Below are 26,997 nucleotides of genomic sequence, written 5' to 3' on the forward strand. Positions count from 1 at the left end.
AAAATATAACTGTCCAACATTGATGTTTCTGTCGATGTTGGATTTTTTATTAGATATGGAAGAACATCACATTTACATGCAGCGTGCACTGCAGCTGGCAAAAAAAGCTTTAGGGAATACCTATCCTAATCCGCTGGTGGGCAGTGTTATTGTATCCAACGGCCAGATAATAGGTGAGGGGTGGCATCATAAAGCAGGAGAACCTCACGCAGAGATCAACGCAATTAATTCTGTAGAGAATAAAGAACTACTGAAAGATAGCACAATATATGTAACGCTGGAGCCTTGTGCACATTACGGGAAAACACCTCCTTGTGCTGTAAAGATTGTAGAGTTGGGAATTCCCAGAGTTGTAATAGGTTCCATGGATCCGCATGACAAAGTAAATGGAAAGGGAAAAGCAATTCTTGAAGCTGCCGGAACAGAAGTGATAACGGGGATTTTGGAAGCAGAATGTGATGAGTTGAATAAGCGTTTTTTTACTTATCATCGTGAGCAGCGTCCATATGTTATCCTAAAATGGGCTGAGTCCACAGACGGGTTTATGGATAAGGATTTTCAACCGTACGCTATTAGTAATAAACTTTCTCAGCAAAGGAATCACCAGCTTCGTGCAGATGAGCAGGCTATTCTGGTAGGTACAAAAACAGTATTGAATGATAATCCCGGTCTTACGGTAAGAGAAGTAAGTGGGAATAATCCAGTACGTATTATTTTAGACAGAGAATTGAAAGTGCCTGTGGATTATAAGGTATTCAACAATGAGGTTGTAACTTTTATCATAAATGAAATAGAAGAAAAAACGGAAGGTAATATCCATTGGTTGAAAGCTGATTTTGGAGAAAATTTCCTGTCTGATCTTATGCATATTTTATATAAACATCAGATACAATCTGTTATTATAGAAGGCGGTGCTTATACCCTGAATCAGTTTATAGAAAAGAATTTATGGGATGAAGCCTGGGTATTCAGAGCAGAGAATCTGTTCCTGAATAACGGAACCAAAGCACCAAAACTTCAGCAGGAAATTCAAACTATTGAACAACTAAGAGATAATCAGTTAAAGATTTACAGAAACAAATAATATTGGAATCCAATTACAGTTATAATACGATCGCCAAACCAATTTTAGATATTACTCTGAAAGAAAAAGGGAGTAAATTCATTTCTTATGCTTATCCGGTTCTGGATGAAGATGATGTAAAAAAGCGACTGGAAGAAGTCAGAACTTTGCATCCTAAAGCAACACATCACTGTTATGCTTTCAGATTAGGACTGAAAGGGGAGAATTACCGTGCGAATGATGACGGAGAACCTTCCGGAAGTGCAGGATTGCCAATCTATAACCAGCTATTGGGACACGATGTAACCAATATATTATTAGTTGTAGTACGCTACTATGGTGGTACTAAGCTTGGCGTTGGCGGGCTGGTGAAAATCTACAAAGAATCAGCTAAAGAGCTACTTAGCTTTGCAGAAATGATCACTAAGGAACTCGAAAAGATATTGACTCTGGAGTTCGATTTCAGCCACCAGAATCAGGTATTTACTATTCTGAATAAATACAATGCTAAAGTACTGGAATTTGACTCCGGTGCCTATGGTAAAATAAAAGCTTTGGTAAAACTAAAAGATGAAGACGAAATTCAGGAAGCTTTATCCGGTATTCTAAGAGGGAGATAACTATTAGTACATCTTCTCAAATATAATTTTGATGTTTAAAGCCTTCCAGCTTTTAGTACTGAAATCATAATATTCTTTTATAACAGAAGTTTGCAGATGTTTAGAATTAATTATCTTGATTTGTGTTTCAATGTGTACAGTCTTATTATATTCTACATTGTCTATAGTTCCATTCTCTATGTACTTGTTTTCCATCAAATTAAAAGTTCCTAGCTTCAATTCCACTTCTGACATTAGACCAAATCTACTGAAACTTTGTATATAACCTTCAGGACTGAAAGGATAGTCATAGGTGATGTGTGTTTTAGGTAAAAATATAGAAATAACTTTTTTGTTATTATTGAGCTGGTTTTGGTTGATATCTAAAAATGTCTCATTGTTTTTTAGAATATCAATTTCATCAACAAGTTCATTCGACAAAATTTTATCGTTGTTTAAATCTACTGCGATATCTGATTTGTAAGAAATAATCTTGTAAGATCCTGTATACTTTTGGAATTCTTCAGAATAAGATGAGTTTTCATCACGTTGGCTGCATCCTGCTAAAATAAGAGGAATAAAAAGTAGATTTAAAAATTTCATGATTTTTGTGTCTGAATTAATAAATAATTAAGTCACTAATTTATGAAAAAATACAAAATACAGCTAGAAGATATTGATAATAGTAATTTTTCTATGTGACCTTACTTTCCCTGAATATCCTTCTCCAGTTAAAATACCCCGAAACAGCTACACTGAATAAGATAACACTTAATATAGCATACAGATAAAGAGATTTGTGTACCATCAAAGGTATTGAGATCAGGTTACTTACATTTAGCAGTATCCAGTTTTCAATTTTACGTTTAGCCATCAGCCACATACCTGCCCATGCAAAAGCACTTACGCTGGCATCCCATACAGGAACATCCGAATTGGTGAAATGGGTAAGAGCGAAATAGAAAATCCCAAAACTAAAAATAACAATACCTGCAGTTTTTAGTTTATCTGTATTGTCTGTATAAGAAATCGGTGTTTCGTGTCGGGCTTTTCCATACTTCCAGTAAAGCCAGCCATAGATACTCATCACAAGATAATAAAGGTTGAGTGTGAACTCGGCATATAGCTTGGCATTAAACATCACGATTAGTGTAAGGATAATACTTACGACACCAAAGAGATAATTTATCGGATTATTTTGTCGTGATAAAACGACCTGAAAAATTGAAAGAATAACACCTAGCCATTCTATCCATGTTGTTTGTAGAATAATTTCCTGCATCATTGTAATAAATCATTTTGATGAGGAGATGACAGATCCCTACGCCGGCATTATCCGGATCAGGTGCGGAAAAACTTCCTGGGTATCATCTCAGCCACTAGTGGCACCCCATTGACAGGTGCAAATATAAAAGTTTTACTGTTATTAGTATGTTGTTGTTCGTCTTTAACTAAAAGGTTTAAGAACTTATTGTTACAATATTAGGTAGTGTATAAAGATTAAAAGACCAATGTCTATTATCTTATTTCTTACGTCTTATATCTTGTTATCTCTTGATATTAACTTCATACTTTATATCTCATATCTTTTCCTTATTTTTGCAACTTACCAAAGAATAGATTTAATTATGTTCAATAGTTTACAGGACAAACTAGATAAAGCTTTACAAAATATCCAGGGACGCGGTAAGATTACCGAGATTAATGTTGCCGAAACCGTTAAAGAAATTCGTCGTGCATTAGTAGATGCCGATGTTAACTTTAAGGTAGCAAAAGATCTTACAAAAAGAGTTCAGGATAAAGCTTTAGGACAAAATGTTTTAACATCCATTACTCCGGGACAATTGATGACAAAAATTGTTCACGATGAATTAGTGGATTTAATGGGAGGAACCAATGAAGGACTTAATCTTTCCGAAAAACCAACAATTATACTAATTGCAGGTTTACAAGGTTCTGGTAAAACAACATTCTCCGGGAAATTAGCAAATTTCCTGAAGAAGAAAAAGAGCAAAAACCCTTTATTGGTAGCATGTGACGTTTATCGTCCTGCTGCGATTGATCAGCTAAAAGTATTAGGTGGTCAGACAGGAGTTCCTGTATATACTGAAGAAGGTAACCTTAATCCGGTTCAGATTTCTCAGAATGCAATAGAATTTGCGAAGCAAAACAAGCACGATGTTATCATTATAGATACCGCAGGGCGTTTGGCTATCGACGAAGAGATGATGAACGAAATTCGTAACGTTCACCAGTCTGTAAAACCTACAGAAACTCTTTTCGTAGTTGACTCCATGACGGGGCAGGATGCTGTAAATACAGCAAAAGCCTTCAACGATGTCCTTAATTATAACGGTGTAGTTCTTACAAAATTAGATGGTGATACCCGTGGTGGTGCAGCATTAACAATCCGTTCGGTAGTAGAAAAACCAATTAAGTTCATTTCTACCGGTGAGAAAATGGATGCTCTGGATATTTTCTATCCGGAAAGGATGGCAGACAGAATCCTGGGGATGGGGGACGTTGTTTCCTTAGTAGAAAGAGCTCAAGAACAATTTGATGAAGAGGAAGCTAAAAAACTACACAAGAAAATTGCTAAGAACGAATTTGGCTTCGACGATTTCTTAAAGCAGATTCAGCAGATTAAAAAAATGGGTAACATGAAAGACCTTTTAGGAATGTTACCGGGAGTTGGAAAAGCTATAAAAGATGTGGATATCAACGATGATGCTTTTAAGCATATTGAAGCGATTATCCAGTCCATGACGCCGGAGGAAAGAAGAAGACCAAGCACTATTAATATGTCCAGAAAGCAACGTATTGCCAGAGGAGCAGGGCGTAAACTTGAGGATGTAAACGCTCTAATGAAGCAGTTCGAGCAAATGGGTAAAATGATGAAGATGATGCAAGGACCTCAAGGAAAACAATTAATGGCTATGATGGGCAAAGGTATGCCAGGAATGGGCGGTGGAATGCCTGGGTTTGGTAAATAAAACAGCAAATAATTAATTATTAAATAATAAACACAAGTATTAAAATTATGGAAGAGACAACACAACAAAACTACAATCAACAAGTACCTTATAAGTCTGAGAAGAAAGTTGTAGCTGGAGTTTTAGGTATTCTATTAGGAGGATTTGGAGTACATAAATTCTATTTAGGATATACTAAAGCAGGTGTTATACAACTTGTAGGAACATTTGTTACATGCGGTATTGCAAGTGTTATTGGTCTTGTAGAAGGTATTATCTATTTGACTAAATCTGATGAGGAGTTCGACAGAACTTATGTTCAAGGTAAAAAAGAGTGGTTCTAGTTCAATCTTACACTTAAAAATAACAAAATAGCCTGAGGTTTTCCTCAGGCTATTTTGTTTTCAGTATTTCTTCAATTTGTTGTAATTCGTTTTGAGAGAAATCGAGATTGTTGATACTTTCCAGATTTTGTTGCAATTGCTCAACCGAACTGGCTCCTATAAGTACAGATGTTACTCTTTTGTCTTTTAATAACCATGCAATAGCCATTTGCGCCAGTGTTTGTTCTCTTTCCTGTGCCAGATTATTCAGAGCCGTAATTTGTTGTAATTTTTCCTCTGTAATATCATTTTTCTGCAAAAAGCCGTGGCTTTTTGCTGCACGCGAATTTTCCGGAATACCTTTTAAATAACGATCTGTTAATAATCCCTGAGCTAAAGGGGAGAAAGCAATACAACCTATACCGTTATCTTCCAATACATCTAGTAGACCTTCCTCTGCCCATCGTACAAACATGGAGTATTTAGGCTGATGAATAAGACATGGTGTGCCTAATTCTCTTAATATGCTTGCAGCTTGCTGTGTTTGTTCAGCATTATAGTTAGATATTCCTGCATATAAAGCCCTTCCGCTGCGTACTGCAAAATCCAGAGCCTGCATGGTTTCCTCTATTGGTGTTTCAGGATCCGGGCGGTGAGAATAGAAGACGTCTACATAATCCAGATTCATACGCTTCAGGCTCTGATCCAGACTGGATATAAGATATTTTCTAGAACCCCAGTCGCCATAAGGCCCATCCCACATGGTATAACCAGCTTTAGTAGAAATGAACAGTTGATCTCTGAGAAAACCATTGAAATTTCTGCTAACGATCTTTCCGAAGTTTTCTTCAGCAGATCCGGGTACAGGACCATAATTATTTGCCAGATCAAAATGAGTGATTCCTTTATCAAAAGCAGTTTTGATAATAGCTTCAGCTGTAGAGAAGACATCTACAGATCCGAAGTTATGCCATAATCCCAATGATATTGCGGGAAGTAACACACCGCTTCTGCCACATCTGTTATATTTCATCGTTATTTTTTTATCAAAGTTATGTTTTTTTGGTCTACTCTCATAAGGTTGTATATAATCATTTCAGCAAGGTATAGCCTCTTTCTCTTATCAGGCCCAATAAATATTTATAAGCTAGGGAGGACTTTAATGCATTTGATTTGTTTCTATTCTCAAATTATCTTTCACTTTTTAAATTAAAAATCTATATTTGCACTCTAAAATTATCAAGAACCCCAAAAATTTGGGTAGCAACCTGCAACAATAAGCAAGGTGCTGAAATCGATAAGCCGTTTCCGGAAAAAATGTTGAAATCATCCCTATTTTCTGAAAGTGTGCTGATCAAAATAATTAAAAAATTAGATTGAATGACGACACAAAAGAGCAAATCTTTACGATCATTAATACCATTTCTTATCTTTATTCTGGTATTCCTGGGAGCCGGAATTTATTATAATGATTTTTACGCATTGCCATCACCTATAGCCATTGTTGTAGGAATAATTGCAGCCTTCATTATAATTAAAGGAACCATCAAAGAGAAAACATCTACCTTTCTGGAGGGTTGTGGAGACAGGAATATTCTTACCATGTGTATTATTTATATACTGGCTGGAGCCTTCGCTACAGTATCCAAATCAATAGGAAGTGTAGATGCTATTGTAAATATTGGGATCAATAACCTTTCTCCACAATATTATCCGGCAGGTATTTTCTTTGTAGCTTCCTTCTTGTCAATTGCTTCCGGAACATCAGTCGGAACAATTGTAGCATTAGGTCCCATTGCAGTTGGACTTTCCAATGCCGGAGGTTGCGATATCAATGTTGTTGGAGCAGCCTTATTAGGAGGTGCCATGTTTGGAGATAACCTATCCATTATTTCGGATACCACTATTGCTGCCACTCAGATTTTAGGTTGCGACATGCGGGATAAATTCCGTAATAATATAGGCTTCGCTTTACCAGCAGCTATTATAGCATTCTTTATTTATATTTATGTAGGAGCAGGGACTAATGAAGTTGCACATGCTGCTGCTCCTGTTAGTTTATCCTCCGCTGTGTTGATCATTCCTTACCTTGCCGTTATTATACTGGCATTTTTTGGTCTGGATGTGTTTTTTGTACTGATTATTGGTATTGTACTAAGCGGTATTTTTGGTTTTATCTACCACGATTTCAGCTTTCTGGATTTTGGTAAAAAAGTATATGAAGGTTTTACAAGTATGACCGAGATATTCCTGCTATCCTTACTTACAGGTGGACTGGCTGCTATGGTTGAAAAAGCAGGAGGTATCGATAACCTTCTAAAACTGATAAGAAGTAAAATAAACGGACCAAAATCCGCTTTATTAGGAATCGGAACCTTTGTAGGAGTAACCGATGCAGCAACAGCAAATAACACTATTTCTATTGTTATTACCGGAAAGGTGTCCAAAAAAATTACTGAAGAATATAAGATCAGACCAAGAGTAACAGCCTCTATTCTGGATACATTCTCCTGTTTTGTACAAGGGATTATTCCTTATGGTGCGCAAGTGCTTATCCTTACTGGTTATAGTAAAAATACGATTAGCTATCCGGACTTACTAAAGAACAGTTTCTACCTTTTCTTACTCCTCATAGCCGTGTTTATTTATATTTATGTCGGGAATATCAAGGAAGACAAAGTAGATACGGATAATTTAAATATTGCAAAAAATTAACATTGATTCATACCAACGGAATATTTTTTTTCTTAACTTTAAGATGTTGAAAATAAGAAAGTGAAATTATTCATCGACATAATTGTATCTGAGAATATAAATTTTGAAAAAAATTAAGGTTTGCACGTCGGCAAACCTTTTTTATTTTGTTGAACCAAAAAAAATGAGATGTTTTGATCTGGAAGTGCAGCCTGTACAGGTTGCACTTTTCTTTAGTATTTTCATTAACTTGTGACTTCTTAAAATTATGCCCAATGTCCGTTTACGAATTAGATAAAACTTTTGAAAAAATCAATTTCAAAGATGCTCCTTTTCCAAAAGGTGATTATGAGTTTTGCAGCTTTAATAATTGTGATTTTTCCGAAACAGATTTATTCTCAATCTCATTTATGGAATGCCAATTTGTGAACTGTAATTTTAGTCTTACAAAATTTGGTAGAACAAGTTTCAAGGATGTAAAGTTTAATGACTGTAAGCTCATGGGGCTGCATTTTGAAAACTGCAATCCTTTTGGTTTGTCTTTTCGTTTTGAAGACTGTCAGATCTTGCACTCATCTTTTTATCAGCAAAATATTGCCAAAACGCTGTTTAAAAACTGCAGAATTATAGAAACTGATTTTAGTGATACAAACCTTTCCTATGTTGTTTTTGATAATAGTGATCTGTCAGGATCTGTATTTTCAGGAAGCATATTAGAGCGAACAGATTTCCGGACAGCGAAATACTTTTCTGTTGATCTGTCAAAAAATAAAGTTAAGAAAGCAAAATTTTCAGCACAAAATCTTGCTGGCTTATTGGATAACTACGATCTGGAAATTGATTCTTGAGAAAGCTTTGCTTATCTTTGTTACAAACAGATTATTTATGGAACATCAATTTTTCAGAAAACTGGATGAAGGACAAATAGAAGAAATGGTAACAATGATGCGTGAATTTTATGCAATCGATCAATACCCTTTTAACGAAGATCTTACCAGATCTAACTTCCACCAGTTTGTACGAAACCCGGATTTGGGAAGTGCTTTTGTTATGTACAACGAAGGAAATGAGGTGATTGGATATGTAATCCTGACTTATATATTCAGTTTTGAGTTCGGAGGAAGAATAGCTTTTCTGGATGAACTTTTCCTGAATGAGAAAGCAAGAGGTAAAGGTTATGGAAAGCTGGCTGTAGACTTTGTAAAAGATTTTGCCAAAGAGCAGGGGCTAAAAGTAGTAATGCTGGAAATTGAAAGACATAACAAAAATGCACTGTTATTATACCTGAATAAAGGATTCAAAGAGCATTACCGCAATCTGATGATTTATTCACCACAAAATTAATACTTGTATCTTTTATATAATAGATTGTCTAAATCCCTACTAAAGGGATTTTTTTATGGCGTATGATTTAAATTTGCAGCATGGAAAATAGCATACAAAAAGGATTATCCCGATTACAGATTTTGATTATGGCCATTACCGCTGGTGTTAGTGTAGCCAGTTTGTATTATGTACAGCCTATTCTGGATGAGGTATCCAAATCTTTACATAAATCCGAAAATGAGGTTGGGCTTCTTCCGGCTTTGGCTCAGGCTGGCTATGGTTTGGGGCTTTTTTTCATTACACCCTATGGTGATAAGATGGACCGGAAAAAATTAATCCTGGTGATGCTTTTTGTCCTGGTTCTTGCATTATTTGGAATGGCACTGATCCATAATCTTTATGGTATTTATTTTATGAGTCTGATTATAGGTGCAATGGGAGCTGCTGCTCAGGTTGTAATGCCTATGGCAGCAACTTTGGCAACCGAAAATAAAGGTAAAATAGTGGGAATGGTTTTTACCGGGCTACTATCCGGAATCCTTCTGGCCAGAGTTGTCAGCGGCTATAGTGCTAGGTTATGGGGATGGCAGTCTATCTATATGATATCAGCTTTTGTCATAATGGTCATGATGCTTTTAGTATATTTTACCCTTCCCAATGTAGGGACACAATTTAGCGGAACCTATGGGGAGTTACTGAAAAGCACCGTTGCGCAGTACAAGCGTTTCCCAAAGTTGAGAAGATTATCCATTATAGGAGCATTGGTATTTGGTGTTTTTTGCTCATTCTGGACCACAATTACATTTCACCTTACCGGAGAACCATTTTTCCTAAAAAGTGATAAAATAGGACTATTAGGTATCGTTGCACTGGGTGGAGCTTTGTTAGCTCCAATTGTTGGGAGGATGGCTGACAAAGGAAGCCCTGCCCGTGGAATTCTATACAGTATTCTGGTTGTAGTAGCTTCAGTGATTCTGATGATGGTATTTCCATCGAATATATGGATGATTGTATTCTCTGTATTTATAATGGATGTTGGTGTACAGGCCATGCAGATTACCAATATTGCGACAATCTATACATTGGACGAATCAGCCAACAGTCGGATCAACACGGTTTACATGACATGTTATTTCATTGGTGGAGCTTTAGGAACAGTTTTAGGAGTCAACTGCTGGCATTATGGCGGCTGGAACTTTGTGTTGATCCAGTTCATGGTTTTTCTTATAGCAGCAGTTTGTATAGCCATTGTTAACATTAACCCAGAAAAATATAAGTTGAGATAAAAAAATATATATAACTTTGTCAGGGTCATGAAGAAAACCATTCTCATATTATTAGCATTTTTCTACTCTGCGGTATCCTCCGGTGCAGTAGTGAAAATGCATTACTGTGTAGAGGAGGTTATGACTTGTGGTATGAATCATACACCACCGGTTTCTTCACCCGACGAATGCAAAGCTGTAAAGACTCCGGATTGCTGTAAAACAAAACTGGAGCTTGTAAAAACCGATGTAGCTAAAAATGCAGAATTGCTACAGTTACAACTGGCTTCATCATTTGCATTGTTGCCTGAGGTTTCTTTTATTAGTCAGAATGTATTATTTTCTGAAGAAGAGAAAGGATATGATTATCTAAGCAATGCACCGCCAGAGCTACGGCAACTTCCTATTTTTATACTGAACTGTAATTTTAGATTATAGAATTTGATTAAAATAGCTGTTTCTTAGTTGAAGCAGTATCCAATAATGCTATGTGTGCATAGCTGTTTTTTAATTCAAATTTTATAAAAATCTAAATTCAACAGACATGAAAAAATTATTTTTAAGCCTTTTATTTTCGGCTACTTCTATCACTGCTTTTGCTCAAAAGTCAAACACTCAGATTGAAAAACTTTACGATAATTATATAGCTATAAAGAATGCCTTAACTCAGGATGATACTGCAAAAGCTTCTGCTGCAGCAAAAGTATTCTTACAATCTGCATCTGCAGTTGATTTTAAAGTTCTGTCAGAAGATAATGTAAATAAACTGAGAAAAGATGCAGGCGCTATTATAGAAGCAAAAAATATATCAACACAAAGAAATTATTTTTTCAATCTTTCCGATAACATGGCTGCAATAGCCAATTATTTCAAAGTTTCCTCAACTCCAGTTTATGTACAATATTGCCCTATGGCAAAAGGGCAATGGTTAAGTGATGAAAAGGAGATTAAAAATCCTTATTATGGCAACTCTATGCTTACTTGTGGTTCAGTAAAATCTGAAATTAAAAAGTAAACCGATGAGGAAATTATTGATGATATTGTTTGTGTCAGGCTTTAGCCTTTCACAGGCACAGCATCAGCATGAAGGAAATACCGGACAAAAAGCCAACTTACAACAAAGTGCTACAGTACAGAAATATACCTGTCCTATGCATCCTGAAGTGATAAGCGATAAACCCGGAAAATGCCCTAAATGCGGAATGGAGCTGGTACCTATGAAAGAAGAAAAGAGGATACAGGAAGATTTGGACCTGAAAAGGAATCCTAAGAATGGGCTGGTGAATTTTGAAGGCAAGATTGTGCGTTACGATCTCTATGTAAGTGATTCCATGGTGAATTATACCGGGAAACATGGTCATGCTTACGCCATTAATGGTCAGCTTCCTGCTCCGACACTCTATTTTACAGAAGGAGATACAGCAGAAATACATGTGCATAACAGACTGAAAAAAGAAAATACAGCACTCCACTGGCATGGTGTAATGCTTGAAAACAAAGAAGATGGTATTCCTTTTCTTACCCAGAAACCCATAAAACCTGGTGAAACCTATGTCTACAGGTTTAAAATCTCACAGAACGGTACATACTGGTATCATTCCCATGAGGGATTGCAGGAGCAAATGGGGATGTATGGGATGCTGGTTTTCCGGAAAAGAGGCGAAACCGAAGCAGATCGAAAGGTTCAGGCAGATATTCCTGTAATGCTGAGTGAATGGACGGATGAACATCCACATCAGGTAATGCGCAGGCTGCAGATGGGCGTAGCCGACTGGTATGCGATAAAAAAGAAATCGGTACAAAGTTACTCCGAGGCTATTGCTTCCGGAAATTTCTTTACCAAACTGAAAAACGAATGGAAGCGAATGGAGGCTATGGATATCAGCGATGTCTATTATGATAAATTCTTGCTAAACGGACAGCCTTCGACTTCTTATAAAAACCTCAAGGCAGGTGACAAGGTAAGATTGAGAATTGCGAATGGGGGGGCTTCTTCTTATTTTTGGCTGACGTACGCTGGCGGAAAAATGACAGTAGTAGGAAATGATGGTAACGATGTAGAACCTGTAGAGGTTGATAAATTGATCGTCGGAATTTCTGAAACGTATGATGTAGAGGTGACAATTCCTGAGAATAAAAGTTTTGAATTTCGGGCAACTTCTGAAGACAGAACCGGACATTCATCATTATGGCTGGGTGAAGGAGAAAAAGTTGAAGCTCCGGAACTAAAAAGACTGATGCTTTTTGAAGGAATGAAAAGTATGAATAACATGATGAAGATGAACGGGGATATGAAGCCAATGAACATGAAAATGGGATTACAAAAGATGGATGCTAATTCAGTAATGTATCCTGAAGTACCCGAAGAAGAAAGGAAAGCTACAATGCAGCATCTGAAAGACATGATGAATCCTCCGAAAAAGCTTAAACCTAAAAAAGAAAATCATTCAGGAAATGATATGCCGCTAAAGCTCTCTGACTCCAAAGCAGATGAACATGCCGGACATGATATGGGGAATAAAAATGAAGATGCTCCGTTACAACTTTCAGATTCTAAAGCAGACGAACATGCTGGTCATAATATGGCTGATATGTCAAAAGAAAAACCTGTTATCCTGAATTATGATATGCTGGCATCTACAGAAATGACATCATTACCTGCTGATGCTCCTGTAAAAGAGCTGAAATTTACATTGGAAGGGAATATGCGTCGTTATGTATGGTCGCTGGATAATAAAACAGTTATAGAAACTGATAAAATTAAGATCAAGCGTGGAGAAATAGTTCGTATTACCTTATATAACAACTCCATGATGCGTCATCCGATGCATCTTCACGGACATGATTTCAGAGTAATCAATAGCAAAGGAGATTATGCTCCGTTGAAAAATGTACTGGATCTTATGCCTATGGAGACCGTAACAATAGAGTTTCCTGCAAATCAGGATGGAGACTGGTTCTTCCACTGTCATATATTATACCACATGATGGCCGGAATGGGAAGGATTTTCAGTTATGAAGATTCAAAACCTAATCCCAATCTTACCAATCCTAAGAAAGACTGGAAGGATTTCCTGAAAGATAATCATATGTGGGCTAATACTGCTACTGTAGCATTGGAATCAAGAAGTTCACATGTCGCTGTAAGAGCAGGAGATGCCCGTTATGAGTTACAAGGAGAATTGCATACCGGATATACCAAAACAAATGGTTATGAAGCTGAGGTTAGATTTGGACGTTATTTAGGTAAATTCCAATGGCTATATCCGTATGTTGGCTTCCAGACCCGAAGTAGGGACAATGAACCTGGAGATGCGAGAAGAACAATGTTCAATCAGTTGGCACAGCATAATAACCGACATGTTTTCACCGCTGGTTTCCAATATATTCTGCCGTGGTTGGTAACAGCAGATGCAAGTGTGGATCAGAATGGTAAGGTAAGATTAGTATTACAACGTGAGGATATTCCGATAACGCCGAGAATCAGAGGTAATTTTATGGTGAATACAGACCGGGAATACCGATTGGGGCTTAGTTATATTCTTCAGAAATGGTTGCAGCTATCCTCACATTATGATAGTGATATGGGATGGAGCGCAGGTTTAACTTTTGTTTACTAACTCTGATTACCAGGGTGTAAAACAACTGAGAATAAAATATATAAAACCGATAATTATTTGATATTTCAAAATAGTTATCGGTTTTTTTGTAATAATTATTTATCTTCGGGAAAAATTATTGTTTATGAAGAAAATTGTATTGGCTGTAGGGTCGGCACTTGTTCTTTTTTCATGTGCTGTACAGAACCCTCAGAAAGTATATGAAAGTTCCCTGAAAAGTATTTCGGCTGAGAACCTGAAACGAGACTTGTATATTATTGCAAGTGATGAAATGCAGGGAAGGGACACTGGCTCTCCGGGACAGAAGAAAGCTGGTGAATACATGATAAACCAATACAAAAAGAACGGGATAGGACATCCACCCAGCATGAGTTCTTATTATCAGAAAGTTCCTTCAGAATACATGAGCAAAAGAAAAAAGATCAACGATTCTGAAAATATTCTTGCTTACATCGAAGGATCAGAAAAGCCAAACGAAATTATTGTAGTTTCTGCACACTATGACCATGTAGGAATGAACAATGGCCAGATTTATAATGGTGCTGATGATGACGGATCCGGAACTGTTGGTGTTATGGCAATTGCTGAAGCTTTTCACAAAGCTAAAAAAGCAGGCCATGGACCAAAGCGTTCTATTTTATTCCTTCACGTAACCGGAGAAGAGAAAGGTCTTTTCGGATCAAGCTATTATTCCGATAATCCAATTTTCCCGTTGGCTAATACTGTGGCAGATTTGAATATCGACATGATAGGAAGAGTAGACCCATTGCATAAAGATAACCCGAACTTTGTATATGTAGTAGGTTCAGAAATGCTAAGTTCCCAGTTGAAAGAAGCTGTGGAGAAAGCTAATAAAGCAACACACAACCTGTATCTGGATTATAAATATGATGATCCGAAAGATCCGGACAGAATCTATTACCGTTCAGACCACTATAATTTTGCAAAGCACAATATTCCGATTGCTTTCTTCTTCGATGGTATCCACGAAGATTATCATAAGCCTACAGATACACCAGATAAAATAGATTATCCGTTGTTGATGAAGAGAACTCAGTTAGTATTCACTATAGCATGGGATTTGGCAAACAGACCAGACAGAATTGTTGTAGATAAAAAATAATGTTAATATAAAAACATCTGTTTTTATGAAGTGGCCGGAGGATTTATTTCTCCGGCTTTTTGTTTCGGCTAAAAGTGGAAAAGATTACCAGATTAAGAAAGTAAGGAATACCCTGATAGTACTTTTCTGTTATTGTATCGTGTTGCTTTTATGATGAAATATTATCAATAATTTAAGAACGTTATTGTGGAAATGTTAGTAAATAATGCCTTTTATTTTATGTAAAATTCTTATTTTTAAGCAATTATAAAATATAGCCTTATGGAAATAGTGTTAGTAAATAATAACGTTTCCGGTATCGGAGATAACTTCAGTGATGCAAAGTTTTATTTCGAAAATATCCGAAAGGAACTTTATCAGAAACTATCCGATTACTATGGAAAAGTGAGTCTATGTTTGATGCCTAACTTCAAGTTTAGTATCAATATCGAAAAATGTGACAATATTGAAGAGGTAAAGAAGATTATTCACGATATGCCGAAGAATCTTCAGGAATGGATTTTTAAAAAATAGAAATAGAATTAAATGACAATTAAAGCCTCCGTAAGGAGGCTTTTTTAGTTTATATTCTGTCGAACTAGTCCGGAATATTTTATAATATTCTTGCCTGAAAATCAAAATATTGGATTTCTGTGCCTATTTTAGGTGAGTATACTGCCTGAAAATCAGGCGAAAAATGCCATTGTATCGGGGTGAAATAAATTATTTACTGCATAGATACAAAATATCAATAATGCCCTTACAGACGAAGATCCGGCTTTTGGTTCGCTTTAAAATATAAATAATTTCCAGCTCCGAACTGAAATATTTACAAATGATAGGCAAAATTTTCTATATTTAGAACAGGAACAAATTCTTTTGTTTCTAATATCAACCGGAATTGGTTACACTTAGATGTGTATTAAAAGGGAATCGTGTGAAAATCACGAACTGTCGCGCAACTGTAAGTAACAATACATAAGGTTATTATCAACAATAAGTTCACTGTTCATTCAACAGAATGGGAAGAACGATGATAACTGTTACAAGTCAGGAGACCTGCCTTTTTTCGAATTGACGATGCTTTCGCGGTCTGAAGCTTATAGTCAGGTATGATACGTATTTTGTTTTTTGATAATAGTAAAAAAGAAGCATATTCTGGTATTACCCAACATTATTATCATTTCACAGGAATGATATACACAGAGTCATCTTATCTTCTGTAGTATATCCCGTATTCTGATCCTCTTAGTATTCCCCGTAAAAGTTTTTAGAAAGCTTACAAAGAATGTAATTCTGGTTTTTAATCGGACTAACTGACTTTGAAATTCTGATGTCCCAAAGGATAGAAAGCAACAGGCTTTACAGATAGAAAAACATGAAATTAACAATAGTATTGAAATGAGTAAAAATGCGAGTTTAGGATCTCCCGGTTTACGATTCCGGGAGGCAATGCAAAAAGAAAATCCTCTTCAGATCGTAGGTGCTGTTAATGCTAACCATGCATTACTAGCCCAGCAGGCAGGTTTTAATGCAATATACCTTTCAGGAGGTGGAGTAGCAGCGGGTTCACTAGGAGTTCCGGATCTGGGTATTACAACATTGGATGATGTACTTACAGACATTCAGCGTATTACAAATGTTTGCGATCTGCCTTTATTGGTAGATGTTGATACCGGTTTCGGTCCATCTGCCTTTAATATTGCCCGTACAGTAACTTCCTTGATTAAAGCCGGAGCAGCTGCTTTACACATTGAAGACCAGGTTGGTGCGAAACGTTGTGGTCATCGTCCGGGTAAAGAACTGGTAAGCAAAGAGGAAATGTCGGACAGGCTGAAAGCAGCAACAGATGCCCGCACAGACGACAATTTTGTGATCGGTGCCCGCACAGATGCTTTCGCTAATGAAGGGCTGGAAAAAACATTGGAACGTGCTGTAGCTTATAAAGAGGCAGGGGCCGACTTTATTTTTGCAGAAGCTGTTCCTGATCTTGGTGTTTATCAAAAATTCGTAGATGCTACAGGTATTCCTGTATTGGCAAATATTACCGAATTCGGGATGATTAAAATGTACACTGTGGACGAGCTGAAAGCTGCCGGGGTAGGGCTGGTATTATATCCGCTGTCTGCCTTCCGCGCTGCAAACAAGGCAGCCCTCAATGTATATGAACATATCCGCAAAGATGGTACACAGGCCAATGTATTGGATACGATGCAAACGAGAGAAGAACTGTATGCCAGTATTGGCTACTACGATTATGAGCAAAAATTAGATAAACTGTTTAAAACAAACCAAGATGTCAAGTAACGAAGGAACTTTCAAACCTAAAAAAAGTGTAGCTCTTTCGGGAGTAGTGGCAGGAAATACAGCGCTTTGCAGCGTCGGCAAAAGCGGAAACGATTTACATTACAGAGGTTATAATATTCTTGATCTGGCCGTGAAAGCTCAGTTCGAAGAAGTTGCTTACCTGCTTATATACGGCCAGCTGCCTACAGAAGCACAATTGAAAAATTATAAATCTAAGCTAAAATCACTGAGAGGCCTGCCTAACTCCGTTAGAAACATTCTGAAAAGTATTCCTGCGGCTGCACATCCGATGGATGTAATGCGTTCTATGGTTTCGGCTATTGGAAGTATACAACCGGAGAAAGACGATCATAATGTGGCAGGAGCAAGAGATATTGCTGACAAATTATTAGCTTCCTTCAGTTCAGGCTTATTATACTGGTATCATTACAGCCATAACGGGAAAGAAATAGAAGTAAATACTGATGATGATACAATTGGCGGTCACTTTCTGCATTTGTTACATGGTAAAGTGCCTTCTGAATCCTGGGTAAAAGCCATGCAGATTTCACTTAACCTGTATGCTGAACACGAATTTAATGCATCTACTTTTACAAGTAGGGTTATTGCCGGAACAGGTTCAGACTTTTATTCTGCTATTACAGGAGCAATTGGAGCGTTAAGAGGCCCGAAACATGGCGGGGCTAATGAGGTTGCTTTTGAAATACAAAGCAGGTATAACTCTCCGGATGAAGCTGAAGCAGATATCCGCCAACGGATCACTAATAAGGAAGTGATCATAGGTTTTGGTCATCCTGTTTATACAATATCAGATCCAAGAAATGTAGTTATCAAGGAAGTTGCAAGAGAGCTTTCCGAAGAGTCAGGCGATATGTTGCTATTTAATATTGCCGAAAGACTGGAAGCAGTAATGTGGGAAGAAAAGAAAATGTTTCCCAATCTGGATTGGTTCTCGGCAGTATCATACCATCAGATGGGAGTACCAACATTAATGTTTACACCATTGTTTGTTATTTCCAGAGTTACAGGATGGAGTGCTCATATCATAGAGCAAAGACAAGATGGAAAAATAATCAGGCCAAGTGCTAATTACATTGGACCAGAGAATAAAGAATTTGTCTCTATTACAGACAGAAAGTAAACCTACTAAACCCTTTAAGTAATAAATAACATTCAATTTTAAACTACAATGAGTCATATATCAAACGAAAGACCGCAACCAGATCATGTTTTAACAGCTATTGCGGATTATGTACTGAACTACGAAATAAAGAATGATTTAGCCTGGAAAACCGCACACTATTGTCTATTGGACACGATAGGATGTGGCTTGGAGGCATTAACATATCCGGCATGTACCAAATTGCTGGGCCCAATTGTAAAAGGAACCATTGTACCCAATGGCGCTAAAGTACCGGGAACACAGTTTCAGCTGGACCCGGTTCAGGCTGCTTTTAATATAGGTGCAATTATTCGCTGGTTAGATTTTAATGATACCTGGCTGGCCGCTGAATGGGGACATCCTTCCGATAACCTGGGTGGAATTCTGGCAACGGCAGACTGGTTGTCGAGAACCAATATAGCAGAAGGTAAAAAGCCTCTGAAAATAAAACAGGTATTGGAAGCCATGATTATGGCACATGAGATTCAAGGGATAATTGCTTTAGAGAATTCATTTAATAAAGTTGGTCTGGATCATGTGTTGTTAGTGAAATTGGCTTCCACAGCTGTTGTCGGAAAACTGATTGGCCTTACCAGAGACGAACTGATTAATGCTGTTTCACTTGCATTTGTAGATGGGCAGTCTCTAAGAACATACCGACATGCACCTAATACAGGGAGTCGTAAATCCTGGGCAGCAGGTGATGCTACTTCCAGAGCAGTCCGTCTGGCATTAATTGCCAAAACAGGGGAAATGGGCTATCCCTCTGTTCTGACCGCAAAAACATGGGGGTTTTATGATGTTTCCTTCAAGGGAAATGAGTTTAAATTCCAGAGAGAATATGGTTCTTATGTTATGGAAAATGTATTATTCAAAATTTCTTTCCCTGCAGAATTCCACTCTCAGACAGCTGTAGAAGTGGCCATGACACTTCATAAAAAGCTGAACGAATTAGGAAAAACAACTGCAGATATCCGCAAAATTACAATCCGCACACATGAAGCTGCTATCCGTATTATTGATAAAAAAGGACCTCTGAATAATCCGGCAGACCGCGATCATTGTCTTCAGTATATGATTGCTGTACCTCTTATCTTCGGAAGGCTTACGGCAGCAGATTATGAAGACAACATAGCATCTGATGAAAGAATAGATATTCTGCGAGGCAAAATGGAATGTGTAGAAGATGTACAGTTTACTAAAGATTATCATGATCCTGAAAAACGTTCCATAGCCAATGCACTTACTGTTGAACTAAATGACGGAACGATACTGGACGAAATAATTGTTGAATATCCTATCGGGCACAAACGCAGAAGAGAAGAAGGTATTCCGGAGCTGATTAAAAAATATAAAGTTAATCTGGCTCGTATTTTCCCTGAAAAACAACAGCGGATTTTACTGGAAAAATCACTGGATTACAATACACTGGTGAATCTTGACGTAAACGAATTTGTCGATTTACTAGTGATTTAAACTATACTGAACGGAAAGTTAAGGACCGTTCTGGTAACCTTAGCTTTCCGTTTTTATACCATTTACACCAATCCTATTTATAATGTCAGAAAAAATAAAAATATTAATAAACGGTGCTTTTACAGAAAGTAAAACTACCGAATACTTACCTGTGGAAAACCCGGCAACACAAGAAACTATTGCTGAGGTTCCGCTAACCTTGTTGTCTGAGATAGATGAAGCTATTGAAACAGCATCTGCAGCCTTTAAAATATGGAAGGAAGTTGCTACTCCTGAGCGGGCACGGCTTTTTCTTAAATATCAGCAACTCCTGAAAGAACATCAGAAAGAACTTGCAGAAATACTTTCCAAAGAAAACGGTAAAACCTTTGCCGATGCAATGGGAGATGTATGGCGCGGTATAGAGGTGGTAGAGCATGCTTGCAATATTCCTACACTGATGATGGGGGAGACAGTAGAAAATGTAGCCAGAGCAGTAGATACTTATAGTTACGTACAGCCATTAGGCGTATGTGCAGGTATTACACCATTCAACTTTCCGGCAATGATTCCGTTATGGATGTTTCCTATGGCTATTGCCTGTGGAAATACTTTTATCCTAAAGCCATCGGAACAGACACCTATGACTTCTGTGAGAATGGCAGAGCTATTCTATGAAGCAGGCTTCCCGAAAGGTATACTGAATATTGTTCATGGTGCCAAAGATCAGGTGAATCATCTTCTGAACCATCCTGATATAAGGGCTATTTCTTTTGTAGGATCGGTTCCTGTTGCAGAGCATGTTTATAGAACAGGAACGCATAACCTGAAGCGGGTACAGGCTTTTGGTGGGGCTAAAAACCATATGGTTGTAATGCCTGATGCCAACAAAGAGCAGGTTATTAATAATCTGGTTGGGGCTTCTTGTGGAGCAGCTGGACAACGCTGTATGGCAATTAGTGTAGCTGTTTTGGTGGGTGAGGCTCAGAACTGGACCGATGATATCAAAAAAGCATTAAGCAATATTAAACCTGGTGTGTGGTCCGATGACTCTGCAGCTTATGGTCCGCTGATCAACAAACAATCTAAAGAAAAGGTTCTGAGGCTTATCCAGAGTGCATACAATCAGGGTGCAGAAGTATTGCTGGATGGCAGTGTCTGTACTGTAGAAGGTTATGAGAACGGATATTTTGTAGGGCCGACTTTGTTTAGTAATGTTTCGGTAGATATGGATATTTACAAAGAAGAAATTTTTGGGCCCGCATTGTTGCTGTTAAAGGCTGATACATTGGATGAGGCTATAAAGATTATTAATGCCAATCCTTATGGTAACGGAACCTCTATTTTTACTAATTCCGGAGCAGCAGCCCGGAAGTTTCAGCATGAAATAGAAGTTGGACAGATCGGGATTAATCTTCCGATACCGGTTCCTTTACCATTCTTTTCTTTTACAGGCTGGCGCAAATCGTTTTTCGGAGATCTGCATTCCTACGGAAAGCAAGGAGTGCGGTTTTATACAGAGACCAAGACAATTACTGCACGCTGGTTCGAGGAGGATGTACCGGGAGGCAATGTAAACATGACTATAGCTTTAAAATAATGAGCTGAACATATATTCAGTATTCAATTTTTAACCGAATAAGATATGCAGTTTAACTTAAACGAAAACCAGTATGCCTTTCAGGAGGCAGCAAGGAGTTTTGCCCATAAAGAGTTAGCACCGTATGCTTCGGAATGGGATGCTAAAAAGATATTTCCCAGAGAAGCTATTTTAAAAGCCGGAGAGCTGGGATTTTGTGGCATTTATACAAGCGAGGAAAGTGGTGGTTTAGGTCTTTCGAGACTGGATGCTGCTATTATATTTGAAGAACTGGCAGCAGCATGCCCGTCTACTACAGCCTATATTACTATTCATAATATGGTTTCGTGGATGATTGATAAATACGGAAAAGAAGAAATCCGGAAAGAATTGTGTCCAAAATTATCAACAGGAGATCTTCTGGGATCATATTGTCTTACCGAACCTGGATCCGGATCGGATGCAGCAAGTCTCAAGACAACAGCTGTAAAGAAAGGCGATAAATATCTGATAACTGGTACAAAAGCATTTATTTCCGGAGCCGGAGAAAGTGATGTGCTTATTGTAATGGTACGCACAGGAGATGCTTCTTCAAAAGGAATTAGCGCTTTTGTTGTTTCTGCGAAAAGCCCGGGAATAAGCTTTGGTGAAAATGAAAAAAAACTGGGCTGGAATACGCAACCAACACGATTTATATTTTTAGATCAGGTAGAGGTGGACGAAAGTCATCTTTTGGGAACATTGGGCGAAGGTTTTAAAATTGCCCTGAAAGGATTGGACGGCGGGCGTATCAATATTGGAACGTGTTCTGTAGGAGCTGCTCAGGGAGCTATTAACCAGGCACAACGTTATATGCACGAGAGACAACAGTTCGGGAAATCTTTAGCACAGTTCCAGTCATTACAATTTAAGATTGCTGATATGGTAACAGAATTAGTTGCAGCCCGGCAGATGATTCATCTGGCAGCATTTAAGCTGGATTCCAATGACCCTAATGCTACTACATACTGCGCAATGGCTAAAAGATTGGCTACCGATATGTGTTTTAATATCTGTAACGAGGCTTTACAGATTCTGGGCGGATATGGCTGTACGCAGGATTTTCCTGTGGAAAGGTTAATGCGCGATGCAAGAGTACATCAAGTAGTAGAGGGAACAAATGAAATTATGAAACTGGTAATCTCCAGAAAAATACTGGAGGAAGGAGCTACGCTCCAGATCAGATAAAGCTTAACTTTATATTCACTTCATTTTCACTTAAAAATATGGATTTAATACTTACAGAAATAAAAAATAAAGTCGGGTTTATTACACTTAATTCAGAAAAGACCCTTAATTCTCTTTCACTTCCGATGATAGAACAATTGGGTGCTGCTCTGAAAAAGTGGGAACTGTCCGATGAGGTTGCCTGTATCTTTTTGCAGGGAGCAGGGGAGAAGGCCTTTTGTGCCGGAGGCGATGTGAGAAAACTTTATGATGCAATTGTGGAACAAAAGGCGATTGATCCAAATAGAGTTCCGCAAGAATGCCTTGATTTTTTCTCTAAAGAATACAAAGTAGATTATGCTATTCATACGTATCCCAAGCCTGTAATTGTATGGGGAAGTGGTATTGTAATGGGTGGCGGAATAGGTCTGATGGTAGGAGCTTCTCATCGTATTGTTACAGAGAAAAGTAAACTGGCCATGCCTGAAATTACAATAGGTTTGTACCCAGATGTCGGTGGAACCTGGTTTTTAAACAGAATGCCTTTCGCTTATGGTTTGTATTCTGGTTTAACGGGGGCCAGACTGGATGGTGCGGACTGTAGATTTCTGGGGCTGGCAGACTATTATGTAGAGTCTGCCTCAAAACAGGATCTTGTAAAAGCTTTGGAACAGGCAGACTGGAGTGGTGGACGTTATAAAACAGTTTCTGAGGTACTCGAAAAATTTTCGGCCCGCATTAAAATGCCTGAATCTAAAGCTGCTGCCCGTGAGTTGTTCATCCGTAAGTTTGAAGGGGTAAACACCTTGAAAGAATTTGCTGATATTTTAACAGCACATCAGGGAGAAGATGAATGGATAGATACGGGGATCAAAACATTTAAATCGGGCTCTCCGAGTTCGGCTGCTATCATTTTCAGACAGTTGAAGCTGGGAGTTAAGCTGAGTCTGGAGGAAGTATTTCGCTCAGAACTCAACCTATCATGTCAATGTTGTATACATCCGGATTTTGCGGAAGGAGTACGTGCTCTATTGGTAGATAAGGATCAGTCTCCAAAATGGGTTCCGGCAACGCAGGATGAAATTACTGAAGAATGGGTAGGTGGTTATTTTTCTCCCATCTGGAATGTGGAAGAGCATCCTTTGAAGAATTTAAGTATAAATTAATTGATGATCATGAAGAAAATCGCATTTATAGGATTAGGAAATATGGGTGGGCCTATGGCTGCAAACCTGGTAAGAAAAGGTTATGAGGTTAAAGGTTTTGATCTTTCAGCAGATGCCTTGAATCATTTAAAAGAAGCCGGAGGCCATGTTGCTGCATCTTCGATAGAAGCTATTAAAGATGCAGATGTAGTTATTACAATGTTGCCTTCAGGTAAACATGTTTCCGATTTGTATTCCGATGAATTCATAAATAATCTGAGGTCTGGTGCGCTTCTGATAGACAGCAGTACAATTGATGCTGTTACTGCCAGAACGGTTGCCGATAAAGTACAGCTAAAAGGTTGTAGCATGATAGATGCTCCTGTTTCGGGAGGAACGAGTGGCGCAAAAGCCGGGACGTTAACTTTTATTGTTGGCGGAACACAGGAAAACTTTGAAAAAGCAAAGCCCATACTGGAATGTATGGGGAAAAATATTTTCCATGCCGGAGAATCCGGAGCTGGGCAGGTTGCTAAAATGTGTAATAATATGCTTCTGGCAGTTCATATGATAGGAACTTCAGAGGCTATTAATTTAGGGGTAAGACAAGGACTGGATGCTAAAGTACTGAGTGAGATCATGAAGAAGAGCTCAGGTGGGAACTGGTCTCTGGAAGTCTACAATCCTTATCCGGGAGTTATGGAGAATGCACCCGCATCAAAAGATTATGCAGGTGGTTTTGCTGTAGATCTTATGGCAAAAGATCTTGGCCTGGCAACGGCAGCAGGATTGGAAACAAAAACAGCCACTCCGCTGGGAAGTACAGCATTAAACCTGTACCGAATGTGGAGCGATGCAGGTAACGGAAAAATAGATTTCTCCAGTATTATTCAGTTTCTCAACAAACAATAACGACTATGGATTTCGAAACATTAATTTATACACAGGACGGATATACTGGCATATTAACGATTAACCGTCCACAGGCTTTGAATGCTCTAAATGCAGATATATTAAAAGAACTGAAGGTATTTACAGATTATATTAAAACAAATAAAGAGATACGGGCTCTTATAATTACCGGGGCTGGTGATAAAGCTTTTGTAGCCGGAGCAGATATAAAAGCAATGCAGGAAATGACCCCCGAAGAGGCAGAAAAATTTTCGGTTACTGCTCAGACAGTATTTAATGCAATCGAGGCATTACCTTTCGCTGTTATAGCTGCAGTAAATGGATTTGCATTGGGTGGAGGTTGTGAACTTGCATTGGCATGTGATATAATTCTGGCAAGTGAAAAAGCCAGATTTGGTTTGCCAGAAGTTACGCTGGGACTTTTACCCTGCTTTGGTGGAACGCAGCGTCTGCCCAGAGCAATAGGATTGTACAAAGCAAAAGAAATAGTTTTCTCTGGTGAGTTCTATACAGCTGAAAGTTGCCAAGAATTTGGTTTTGTCAATCGTGTAATTGCTCCGGAAAAACTACTGGATGAAGCCTGTAAACTGGCTGTAACTATTGCCTCCAGAGGTCCTGCTGCAGTAGCGAAAGCTAAGCAGTCCCTAAATACAGGAGTTGAAATACATATTACTGACGGCCTGAAACAGGAAGCTTACCTGTTTGGAGAACTCTTCGATACAGAAGATCACAATGAAGGCATTGGGGCCTTTGTTGAAAAACGTACTCCTGATTTTAAGGGGAAATAAAGATTATATATTAATATATGAGTTTGATAAGAGAGAAACTGGTATTGCCGGAAGAAGGTAAAAAACTATTATTACATTCTTGTTGTGCGCCATGTTCAGGAGAGGTGATGGAAGCAATTATTGCTTCGGGTATAGAGTTTACAATATTCTTTTACAATCCAAATATTCATCCCCAAAAGGAATATGTTTTGCGAAAAGAAGAAAATATACGCTTTGCAGAAAAGTATAATATCCCTTTTGTAGATGCAGATTATGATGTAGATAATTGGTTTTCCCGGGCAAAAGGAATGGAATGGGAACCTGAAAAAGGAATACGTTGTACGATGTGTTTTGATATGCGTTTTGAGCGTACCGCATTATATGCTTATGAAAATGGATTTGATATAATATCCAGTTCTTTAGGGATTTCCAGGTGGAAGAATATGGAACAAATTAATGATTGTGGTATGCGGGCTGCCGGCCATTATGATGGCATCATCTACTGGACATATAATTGGAGAAAGAAAGGTGGTTCGGCAAGAATGCTGGAAATTAGTAAGCAGGAGCAGTTTTATATGCAGGAATATTGTGGCTGTGCCTATTCTTTACGAGATACCAACAAATGGAGAATGGAAAATGGACGGGAGAAAATAAAACTAGGTGAAAAATATTATGGTACTCACGAAGGAGGATAACAAAAATCTAAAGCTATCACTTCAAGGATAATATTGAGAAACAAGAAAAATGAAAAGGCAGTATCACATGATACTGCCTTTTGTGTTTTTTAGCGTCTAAAATCTTCTTCTAAGAATTTTGAGCTACAAATTTTTTATAATTATCTTCATTCTTGAAATAGGCAACTTCACCATTGTCGCCCACCATTACAATATATGCATTTGCCTTGTCTATTTTTTCTCCACTAAATGGATCAGTAGCTTCTCTTACACTTTTATCTTTCGGAATACGTTCTACACACATTTCGCAACAGCCATAATAAGTTTTGCCATCATGGGGAACTTCTATTTGCTTCTTTCCCATATAAGCATCGTTCACCATGCATACTGTTTCATTTGGTACTTTGTCCCCCTTGGCATATCTACCGTCGGACGGAGTTGCCGTCATCTGTTCTGCCATCGCCTGAGTATTATTCTTAGGTTTATCAGTGTTGCATGCATATATTATAACAGAACTGAAAATAATAAGAGATGTATTTCTGAGCATTGCTTTCATGGCTAATATTATTTAATAAGAATTATCCCCAAAATTAAGTTTAATGCTTCAGTATATTTTATCAAATTCTGGTAAAAGTTTATATGAAAGTAAAAAAAATATGCAGGAATGTTTCTTTATTTTTTTTACTGCTTTTTTTATTGAAAATAATTTATAACTATTTGTAATAAAACTATTTATTTATTAATATATTGATTTATTATTAATTTGAATATAAAAGTAATTTCATATCGATTTAAATATCCAATAGATTAATTTTATATATTTTGG

The 26,997-nt window shown here is 37.8% G+C and carries 26 protein-coding genes and 3 riboswitches; of the genes, 22 read left to right on the forward strand and 4 right to left on the reverse strand.

All coding sequences use genetic code 11. The annotated features are described in order from the left end of the window. Positions 1–22 precede the first annotated feature (22 nt). Both ribD and C8J95_RS17625 read left to right on the forward strand, forming a co-directional pair. Positions 23–1,084: a bifunctional diaminohydroxyphosphoribosylaminopyrimidine deaminase/5-amino-6-(5-phosphoribosylamino)uracil reductase RibD gene (gene ribD / locus C8J95_RS17620; protein WP_107810010.1), complete on the forward strand. Its 1,062-nt coding sequence runs from the start codon at positions 23–25 to the stop codon at positions 1,082–1,084. Between the two features lie 2 nt (positions 1,085–1,086). Next, positions 1,087–1,683, forward strand: a complete 597-nt coding sequence (locus C8J95_RS17625; RefSeq protein WP_107810011.1) for a YigZ family protein — start codon at positions 1,087–1,089, stop codon at positions 1,681–1,683. A 3-nt stretch (positions 1,684–1,686) separates the two neighbouring features. Here C8J95_RS17625 and C8J95_RS17630 read toward each other — a convergent pair whose 3' ends face one another. Further along, complete coding sequence (locus tag C8J95_RS17630; protein ID WP_107810012.1) at positions 1,687–2,265, reverse strand: hypothetical protein; 579 nt, start codon at positions 2,263–2,265, stop codon at positions 1,687–1,689. A gap of 91 nt (positions 2,266–2,356) precedes the next feature. Next, positions 2,357–2,947, reverse strand: coding sequence for a nicotinamide riboside transporter PnuC (gene pnuC / locus C8J95_RS17635; protein ID WP_107810013.1), 591 nt, complete (start codon positions 2,945–2,947; stop codon positions 2,357–2,359). A gap of 15 nt (positions 2,948–2,962) precedes the next feature. Beyond that, a riboswitch (TPP riboswitch) is annotated at positions 2,963–3,065 on the reverse strand. A 225-nt stretch (positions 3,066–3,290) separates the two neighbouring features. Between pnuC and ffh the strand changes: the two genes are divergently transcribed. Next, a complete protein-coding gene (ffh, locus tag C8J95_RS17640) occupies positions 3,291–4,655 on the forward strand; it encodes a signal recognition particle protein (protein WP_107810014.1) in 1,365 nt (454 codons plus the stop codon). A 47-nt stretch (positions 4,656–4,702) separates the two neighbouring features. Beyond that, entirely contained in the window at positions 4,703–4,978 is a 276-nt protein-coding gene (locus tag C8J95_RS17645; RefSeq protein WP_107810015.1) for a TM2 domain-containing protein, read from the forward strand. Positions 4,979–5,027: 49 nt separating this feature from the next. On the opposite strand, the gene C8J95_RS17650 is transcribed toward C8J95_RS17645, so the two are convergent. Then, a complete protein-coding gene (locus tag C8J95_RS17650) occupies positions 5,028–5,996 on the reverse strand; it encodes an aldo/keto reductase (RefSeq protein WP_255412881.1) in 969 nt (322 codons plus the stop codon). A 192-nt stretch (positions 5,997–6,188) separates the two neighbouring features. Continuing rightward, positions 6,189–6,285: riboswitch (SAM-I-IV-variant riboswitch) on the forward strand. Positions 6,286–6,337: 52 nt separating this feature from the next. Here C8J95_RS17650 and C8J95_RS17655 point away from each other — a divergent pair. From C8J95_RS17655 to C8J95_RS17740, 18 genes are all read left to right on the forward strand, one after another. Further along, on the forward strand, positions 6,338–7,672 hold the full coding sequence (locus C8J95_RS17655; RefSeq protein ID WP_107810017.1) for a Na+/H+ antiporter NhaC family protein: 1,335 nt from the start codon (positions 6,338–6,340) through the stop codon (positions 7,670–7,672). Positions 7,673–7,926: 254 nt separating this feature from the next. After that, positions 7,927–8,499 carry a pentapeptide repeat-containing protein gene (locus C8J95_RS17660; RefSeq protein ID WP_107810018.1) on the forward strand — a complete coding sequence of 191 codons (573 nt, stop codon included), beginning with the start codon at positions 7,927–7,929 and terminating at the stop codon, positions 8,497–8,499. Positions 8,500–8,536: 37 nt separating this feature from the next. Continuing rightward, positions 8,537–8,995, forward strand: a complete 459-nt coding sequence (locus tag C8J95_RS17665) for a GNAT family N-acetyltransferase (RefSeq protein ID WP_107810019.1) — start codon at positions 8,537–8,539, stop codon at positions 8,993–8,995. Positions 8,996–9,075: 80 nt separating this feature from the next. Further along, positions 9,076–10,263 (forward strand): MFS transporter, encoded by a 1,188-nt coding sequence (locus C8J95_RS17670; protein ID WP_185124632.1) that lies wholly within the window; start codon positions 9,076–9,078, stop codon positions 10,261–10,263. 27 nt (positions 10,264–10,290) lie between these two features. After that, positions 10,291–10,680 (forward strand): hypothetical protein, encoded by a 390-nt coding sequence (locus C8J95_RS17675; RefSeq protein ID WP_107810020.1) that lies wholly within the window; start codon positions 10,291–10,293, stop codon positions 10,678–10,680. 106 nt (positions 10,681–10,786) lie between these two features. After that, positions 10,787–11,257: a DUF3347 domain-containing protein gene (locus tag C8J95_RS17680; protein WP_107810021.1), complete on the forward strand. Its 471-nt coding sequence runs from the start codon at positions 10,787–10,789 to the stop codon at positions 11,255–11,257. 4 nt (positions 11,258–11,261) lie between these two features. Next, positions 11,262–13,862 carry a multicopper oxidase domain-containing protein gene (locus C8J95_RS17685; protein ID WP_107810022.1) on the forward strand — a complete coding sequence of 867 codons (2,601 nt, stop codon included), beginning with the start codon at positions 11,262–11,264 and terminating at the stop codon, positions 13,860–13,862. Positions 13,863–13,986: 124 nt separating this feature from the next. Beyond that, positions 13,987–14,985, forward strand: a complete 999-nt coding sequence (locus tag C8J95_RS17690; protein WP_045184013.1) for a M28 family metallopeptidase — start codon at positions 13,987–13,989, stop codon at positions 14,983–14,985. 261 nt (positions 14,986–15,246) lie between these two features. Next, positions 15,247–15,498, forward strand: coding sequence for a hypothetical protein (locus tag C8J95_RS17695; protein ID WP_009089860.1), 252 nt, complete (start codon positions 15,247–15,249; stop codon positions 15,496–15,498). Positions 15,499–15,849: 351 nt separating this feature from the next. Continuing rightward, a riboswitch (cobalamin riboswitch) is annotated at positions 15,850–16,046 on the forward strand. A 319-nt stretch (positions 16,047–16,365) separates the two neighbouring features. Next, on the forward strand, positions 16,366–17,271 hold the full coding sequence (prpB, locus tag C8J95_RS17700) for a methylisocitrate lyase (protein ID WP_107810023.1): 906 nt from the start codon (positions 16,366–16,368) through the stop codon (positions 17,269–17,271). Next, complete coding sequence (prpC, locus tag C8J95_RS17705; protein WP_107810024.1) at positions 17,261–18,412, forward strand: 2-methylcitrate synthase; 1,152 nt, start codon at positions 17,261–17,263, stop codon at positions 18,410–18,412. Before prpB ends, prpC begins: the two co-directional genes overlap by 11 nt. A gap of 48 nt (positions 18,413–18,460) precedes the next feature. Next, the gene (locus C8J95_RS17710; RefSeq protein ID WP_107810025.1) at positions 18,461–19,909 is read left to right on the forward strand and encodes a bifunctional 2-methylcitrate dehydratase/aconitate hydratase; all 1,449 of its coding nucleotides are present in this window, start codon (positions 18,461–18,463) and stop codon (positions 19,907–19,909) included. 82 nt (positions 19,910–19,991) lie between these two features. Beyond that, on the forward strand, positions 19,992–21,488 hold the full coding sequence (locus C8J95_RS17715) for a CoA-acylating methylmalonate-semialdehyde dehydrogenase (protein WP_107810026.1): 1,497 nt from the start codon (positions 19,992–19,994) through the stop codon (positions 21,486–21,488). Between the two features lie 45 nt (positions 21,489–21,533). Further along, entirely contained in the window at positions 21,534–22,694 is a 1,161-nt protein-coding gene (locus C8J95_RS17720; protein WP_107810027.1) for an acyl-CoA dehydrogenase family protein, read from the forward strand. A gap of 38 nt (positions 22,695–22,732) precedes the next feature. Next, positions 22,733–23,839: an enoyl-CoA hydratase/isomerase family protein gene (locus C8J95_RS17725; protein WP_107810028.1), complete on the forward strand. Its 1,107-nt coding sequence runs from the start codon at positions 22,733–22,735 to the stop codon at positions 23,837–23,839. A gap of 9 nt (positions 23,840–23,848) precedes the next feature. Next, on the forward strand, positions 23,849–24,730 hold the full coding sequence (mmsB, locus tag C8J95_RS17730) for a 3-hydroxyisobutyrate dehydrogenase (RefSeq protein WP_107810029.1): 882 nt from the start codon (positions 23,849–23,851) through the stop codon (positions 24,728–24,730). A 5-nt stretch (positions 24,731–24,735) separates the two neighbouring features. Continuing rightward, entirely contained in the window at positions 24,736–25,518 is a 783-nt protein-coding gene (locus C8J95_RS17735) for an enoyl-CoA hydratase-related protein (protein WP_107810030.1), read from the forward strand. 17 nt (positions 25,519–25,535) lie between these two features. Then, on the forward strand, positions 25,536–26,192 hold the full coding sequence (locus C8J95_RS17740) for an epoxyqueuosine reductase QueH (RefSeq protein WP_107810031.1): 657 nt from the start codon (positions 25,536–25,538) through the stop codon (positions 26,190–26,192). Between the two features lie 109 nt (positions 26,193–26,301). Here the strand turns inward: C8J95_RS17740 and C8J95_RS17745 are convergent, their stop codons facing one another. Beyond that, the gene (locus C8J95_RS17745; protein ID WP_107810032.1) at positions 26,302–26,727 is read right to left on the reverse strand and encodes a hypothetical protein; all 426 of its coding nucleotides are present in this window, start codon (positions 26,725–26,727) and stop codon (positions 26,302–26,304) included. Between the last annotated feature and the right edge of the window lie 270 nt (positions 26,728–26,997).

The sequence above is a fragment of the Elizabethkingia sp. YR214 genome (genome assembly GCF_003058195.1).
Classification (GTDB): Bacteria; Bacteroidota; Bacteroidia; order Flavobacteriales; family Weeksellaceae; genus Elizabethkingia.

Bases quoted from the DNA above. Each gene is read 5' to 3' on its own strand.
- ribD (WP_107810010.1), top strand. From the start codon at position 23: ATGTTTCTGTCGATGTTGGATTTTTTATTAGATATGGAAGAACATCAC.
- C8J95_RS17630 (WP_107810012.1), bottom strand. From the start codon at position 2,265: ATGAAATTTTTAAATCTACTTTTTATTCCTCTTATTTTAGCAGGATGC.
- pnuC (WP_107810013.1), bottom strand. From the start codon at position 2,947: ATGATGCAGGAAATTATTCTACAAACAACATGGATAGAATGGCTAGGT.
- ffh (WP_107810014.1), top strand. From the start codon at position 3,291: ATGTTCAATAGTTTACAGGACAAACTAGATAAAGCTTTACAAAATATC.
- C8J95_RS17645 (WP_107810015.1), top strand. From the start codon at position 4,703: ATGGAAGAGACAACACAACAAAACTACAATCAACAAGTACCTTATAAG.
- C8J95_RS17655 (WP_107810017.1), top strand. From the start codon at position 6,338: ATGACGACACAAAAGAGCAAATCTTTACGATCATTAATACCATTTCTT.
- C8J95_RS17660 (WP_107810018.1), top strand. From the start codon at position 7,927: ATGTCCGTTTACGAATTAGATAAAACTTTTGAAAAAATCAATTTCAAA.
- C8J95_RS17665 (WP_107810019.1), top strand. From the start codon at position 8,537: ATGGAACATCAATTTTTCAGAAAACTGGATGAAGGACAAATAGAAGAA.
- C8J95_RS17670 (WP_185124632.1), top strand. From the start codon at position 9,076: ATGGAAAATAGCATACAAAAAGGATTATCCCGATTACAGATTTTGATT.
- C8J95_RS17675 (WP_107810020.1), top strand. From the start codon at position 10,291: ATGAAGAAAACCATTCTCATATTATTAGCATTTTTCTACTCTGCGGTA.
- C8J95_RS17680 (WP_107810021.1), top strand. From the start codon at position 10,787: ATGAAAAAATTATTTTTAAGCCTTTTATTTTCGGCTACTTCTATCACT.
- C8J95_RS17685 (WP_107810022.1), top strand. From the start codon at position 11,262: ATGAGGAAATTATTGATGATATTGTTTGTGTCAGGCTTTAGCCTTTCA.
- C8J95_RS17690 (WP_045184013.1), top strand. From the start codon at position 13,987: ATGAAGAAAATTGTATTGGCTGTAGGGTCGGCACTTGTTCTTTTTTCA.
- C8J95_RS17695 (WP_009089860.1), top strand. From the start codon at position 15,247: ATGGAAATAGTGTTAGTAAATAATAACGTTTCCGGTATCGGAGATAAC.
- prpB (WP_107810023.1), top strand. From the start codon at position 16,366: ATGAGTAAAAATGCGAGTTTAGGATCTCCCGGTTTACGATTCCGGGAG.
- prpC (WP_107810024.1), top strand. From the start codon at position 17,261: ATGTCAAGTAACGAAGGAACTTTCAAACCTAAAAAAAGTGTAGCTCTT.
- C8J95_RS17710 (WP_107810025.1), top strand. From the start codon at position 18,461: ATGAGTCATATATCAAACGAAAGACCGCAACCAGATCATGTTTTAACA.
- C8J95_RS17715 (WP_107810026.1), top strand. From the start codon at position 19,992: ATGTCAGAAAAAATAAAAATATTAATAAACGGTGCTTTTACAGAAAGT.
- C8J95_RS17720 (WP_107810027.1), top strand. From the start codon at position 21,534: ATGCAGTTTAACTTAAACGAAAACCAGTATGCCTTTCAGGAGGCAGCA.
- C8J95_RS17725 (WP_107810028.1), top strand. From the start codon at position 22,733: ATGGATTTAATACTTACAGAAATAAAAAATAAAGTCGGGTTTATTACA.
- mmsB (WP_107810029.1), top strand. From the start codon at position 23,849: ATGAAGAAAATCGCATTTATAGGATTAGGAAATATGGGTGGGCCTATG.
- C8J95_RS17735 (WP_107810030.1), top strand. From the start codon at position 24,736: ATGGATTTCGAAACATTAATTTATACACAGGACGGATATACTGGCATA.
- C8J95_RS17740 (WP_107810031.1), top strand. From the start codon at position 25,536: ATGAGTTTGATAAGAGAGAAACTGGTATTGCCGGAAGAAGGTAAAAAA.
- C8J95_RS17745 (WP_107810032.1), bottom strand. From the start codon at position 26,727: ATGAAAGCAATGCTCAGAAATACATCTCTTATTATTTTCAGTTCTGTT.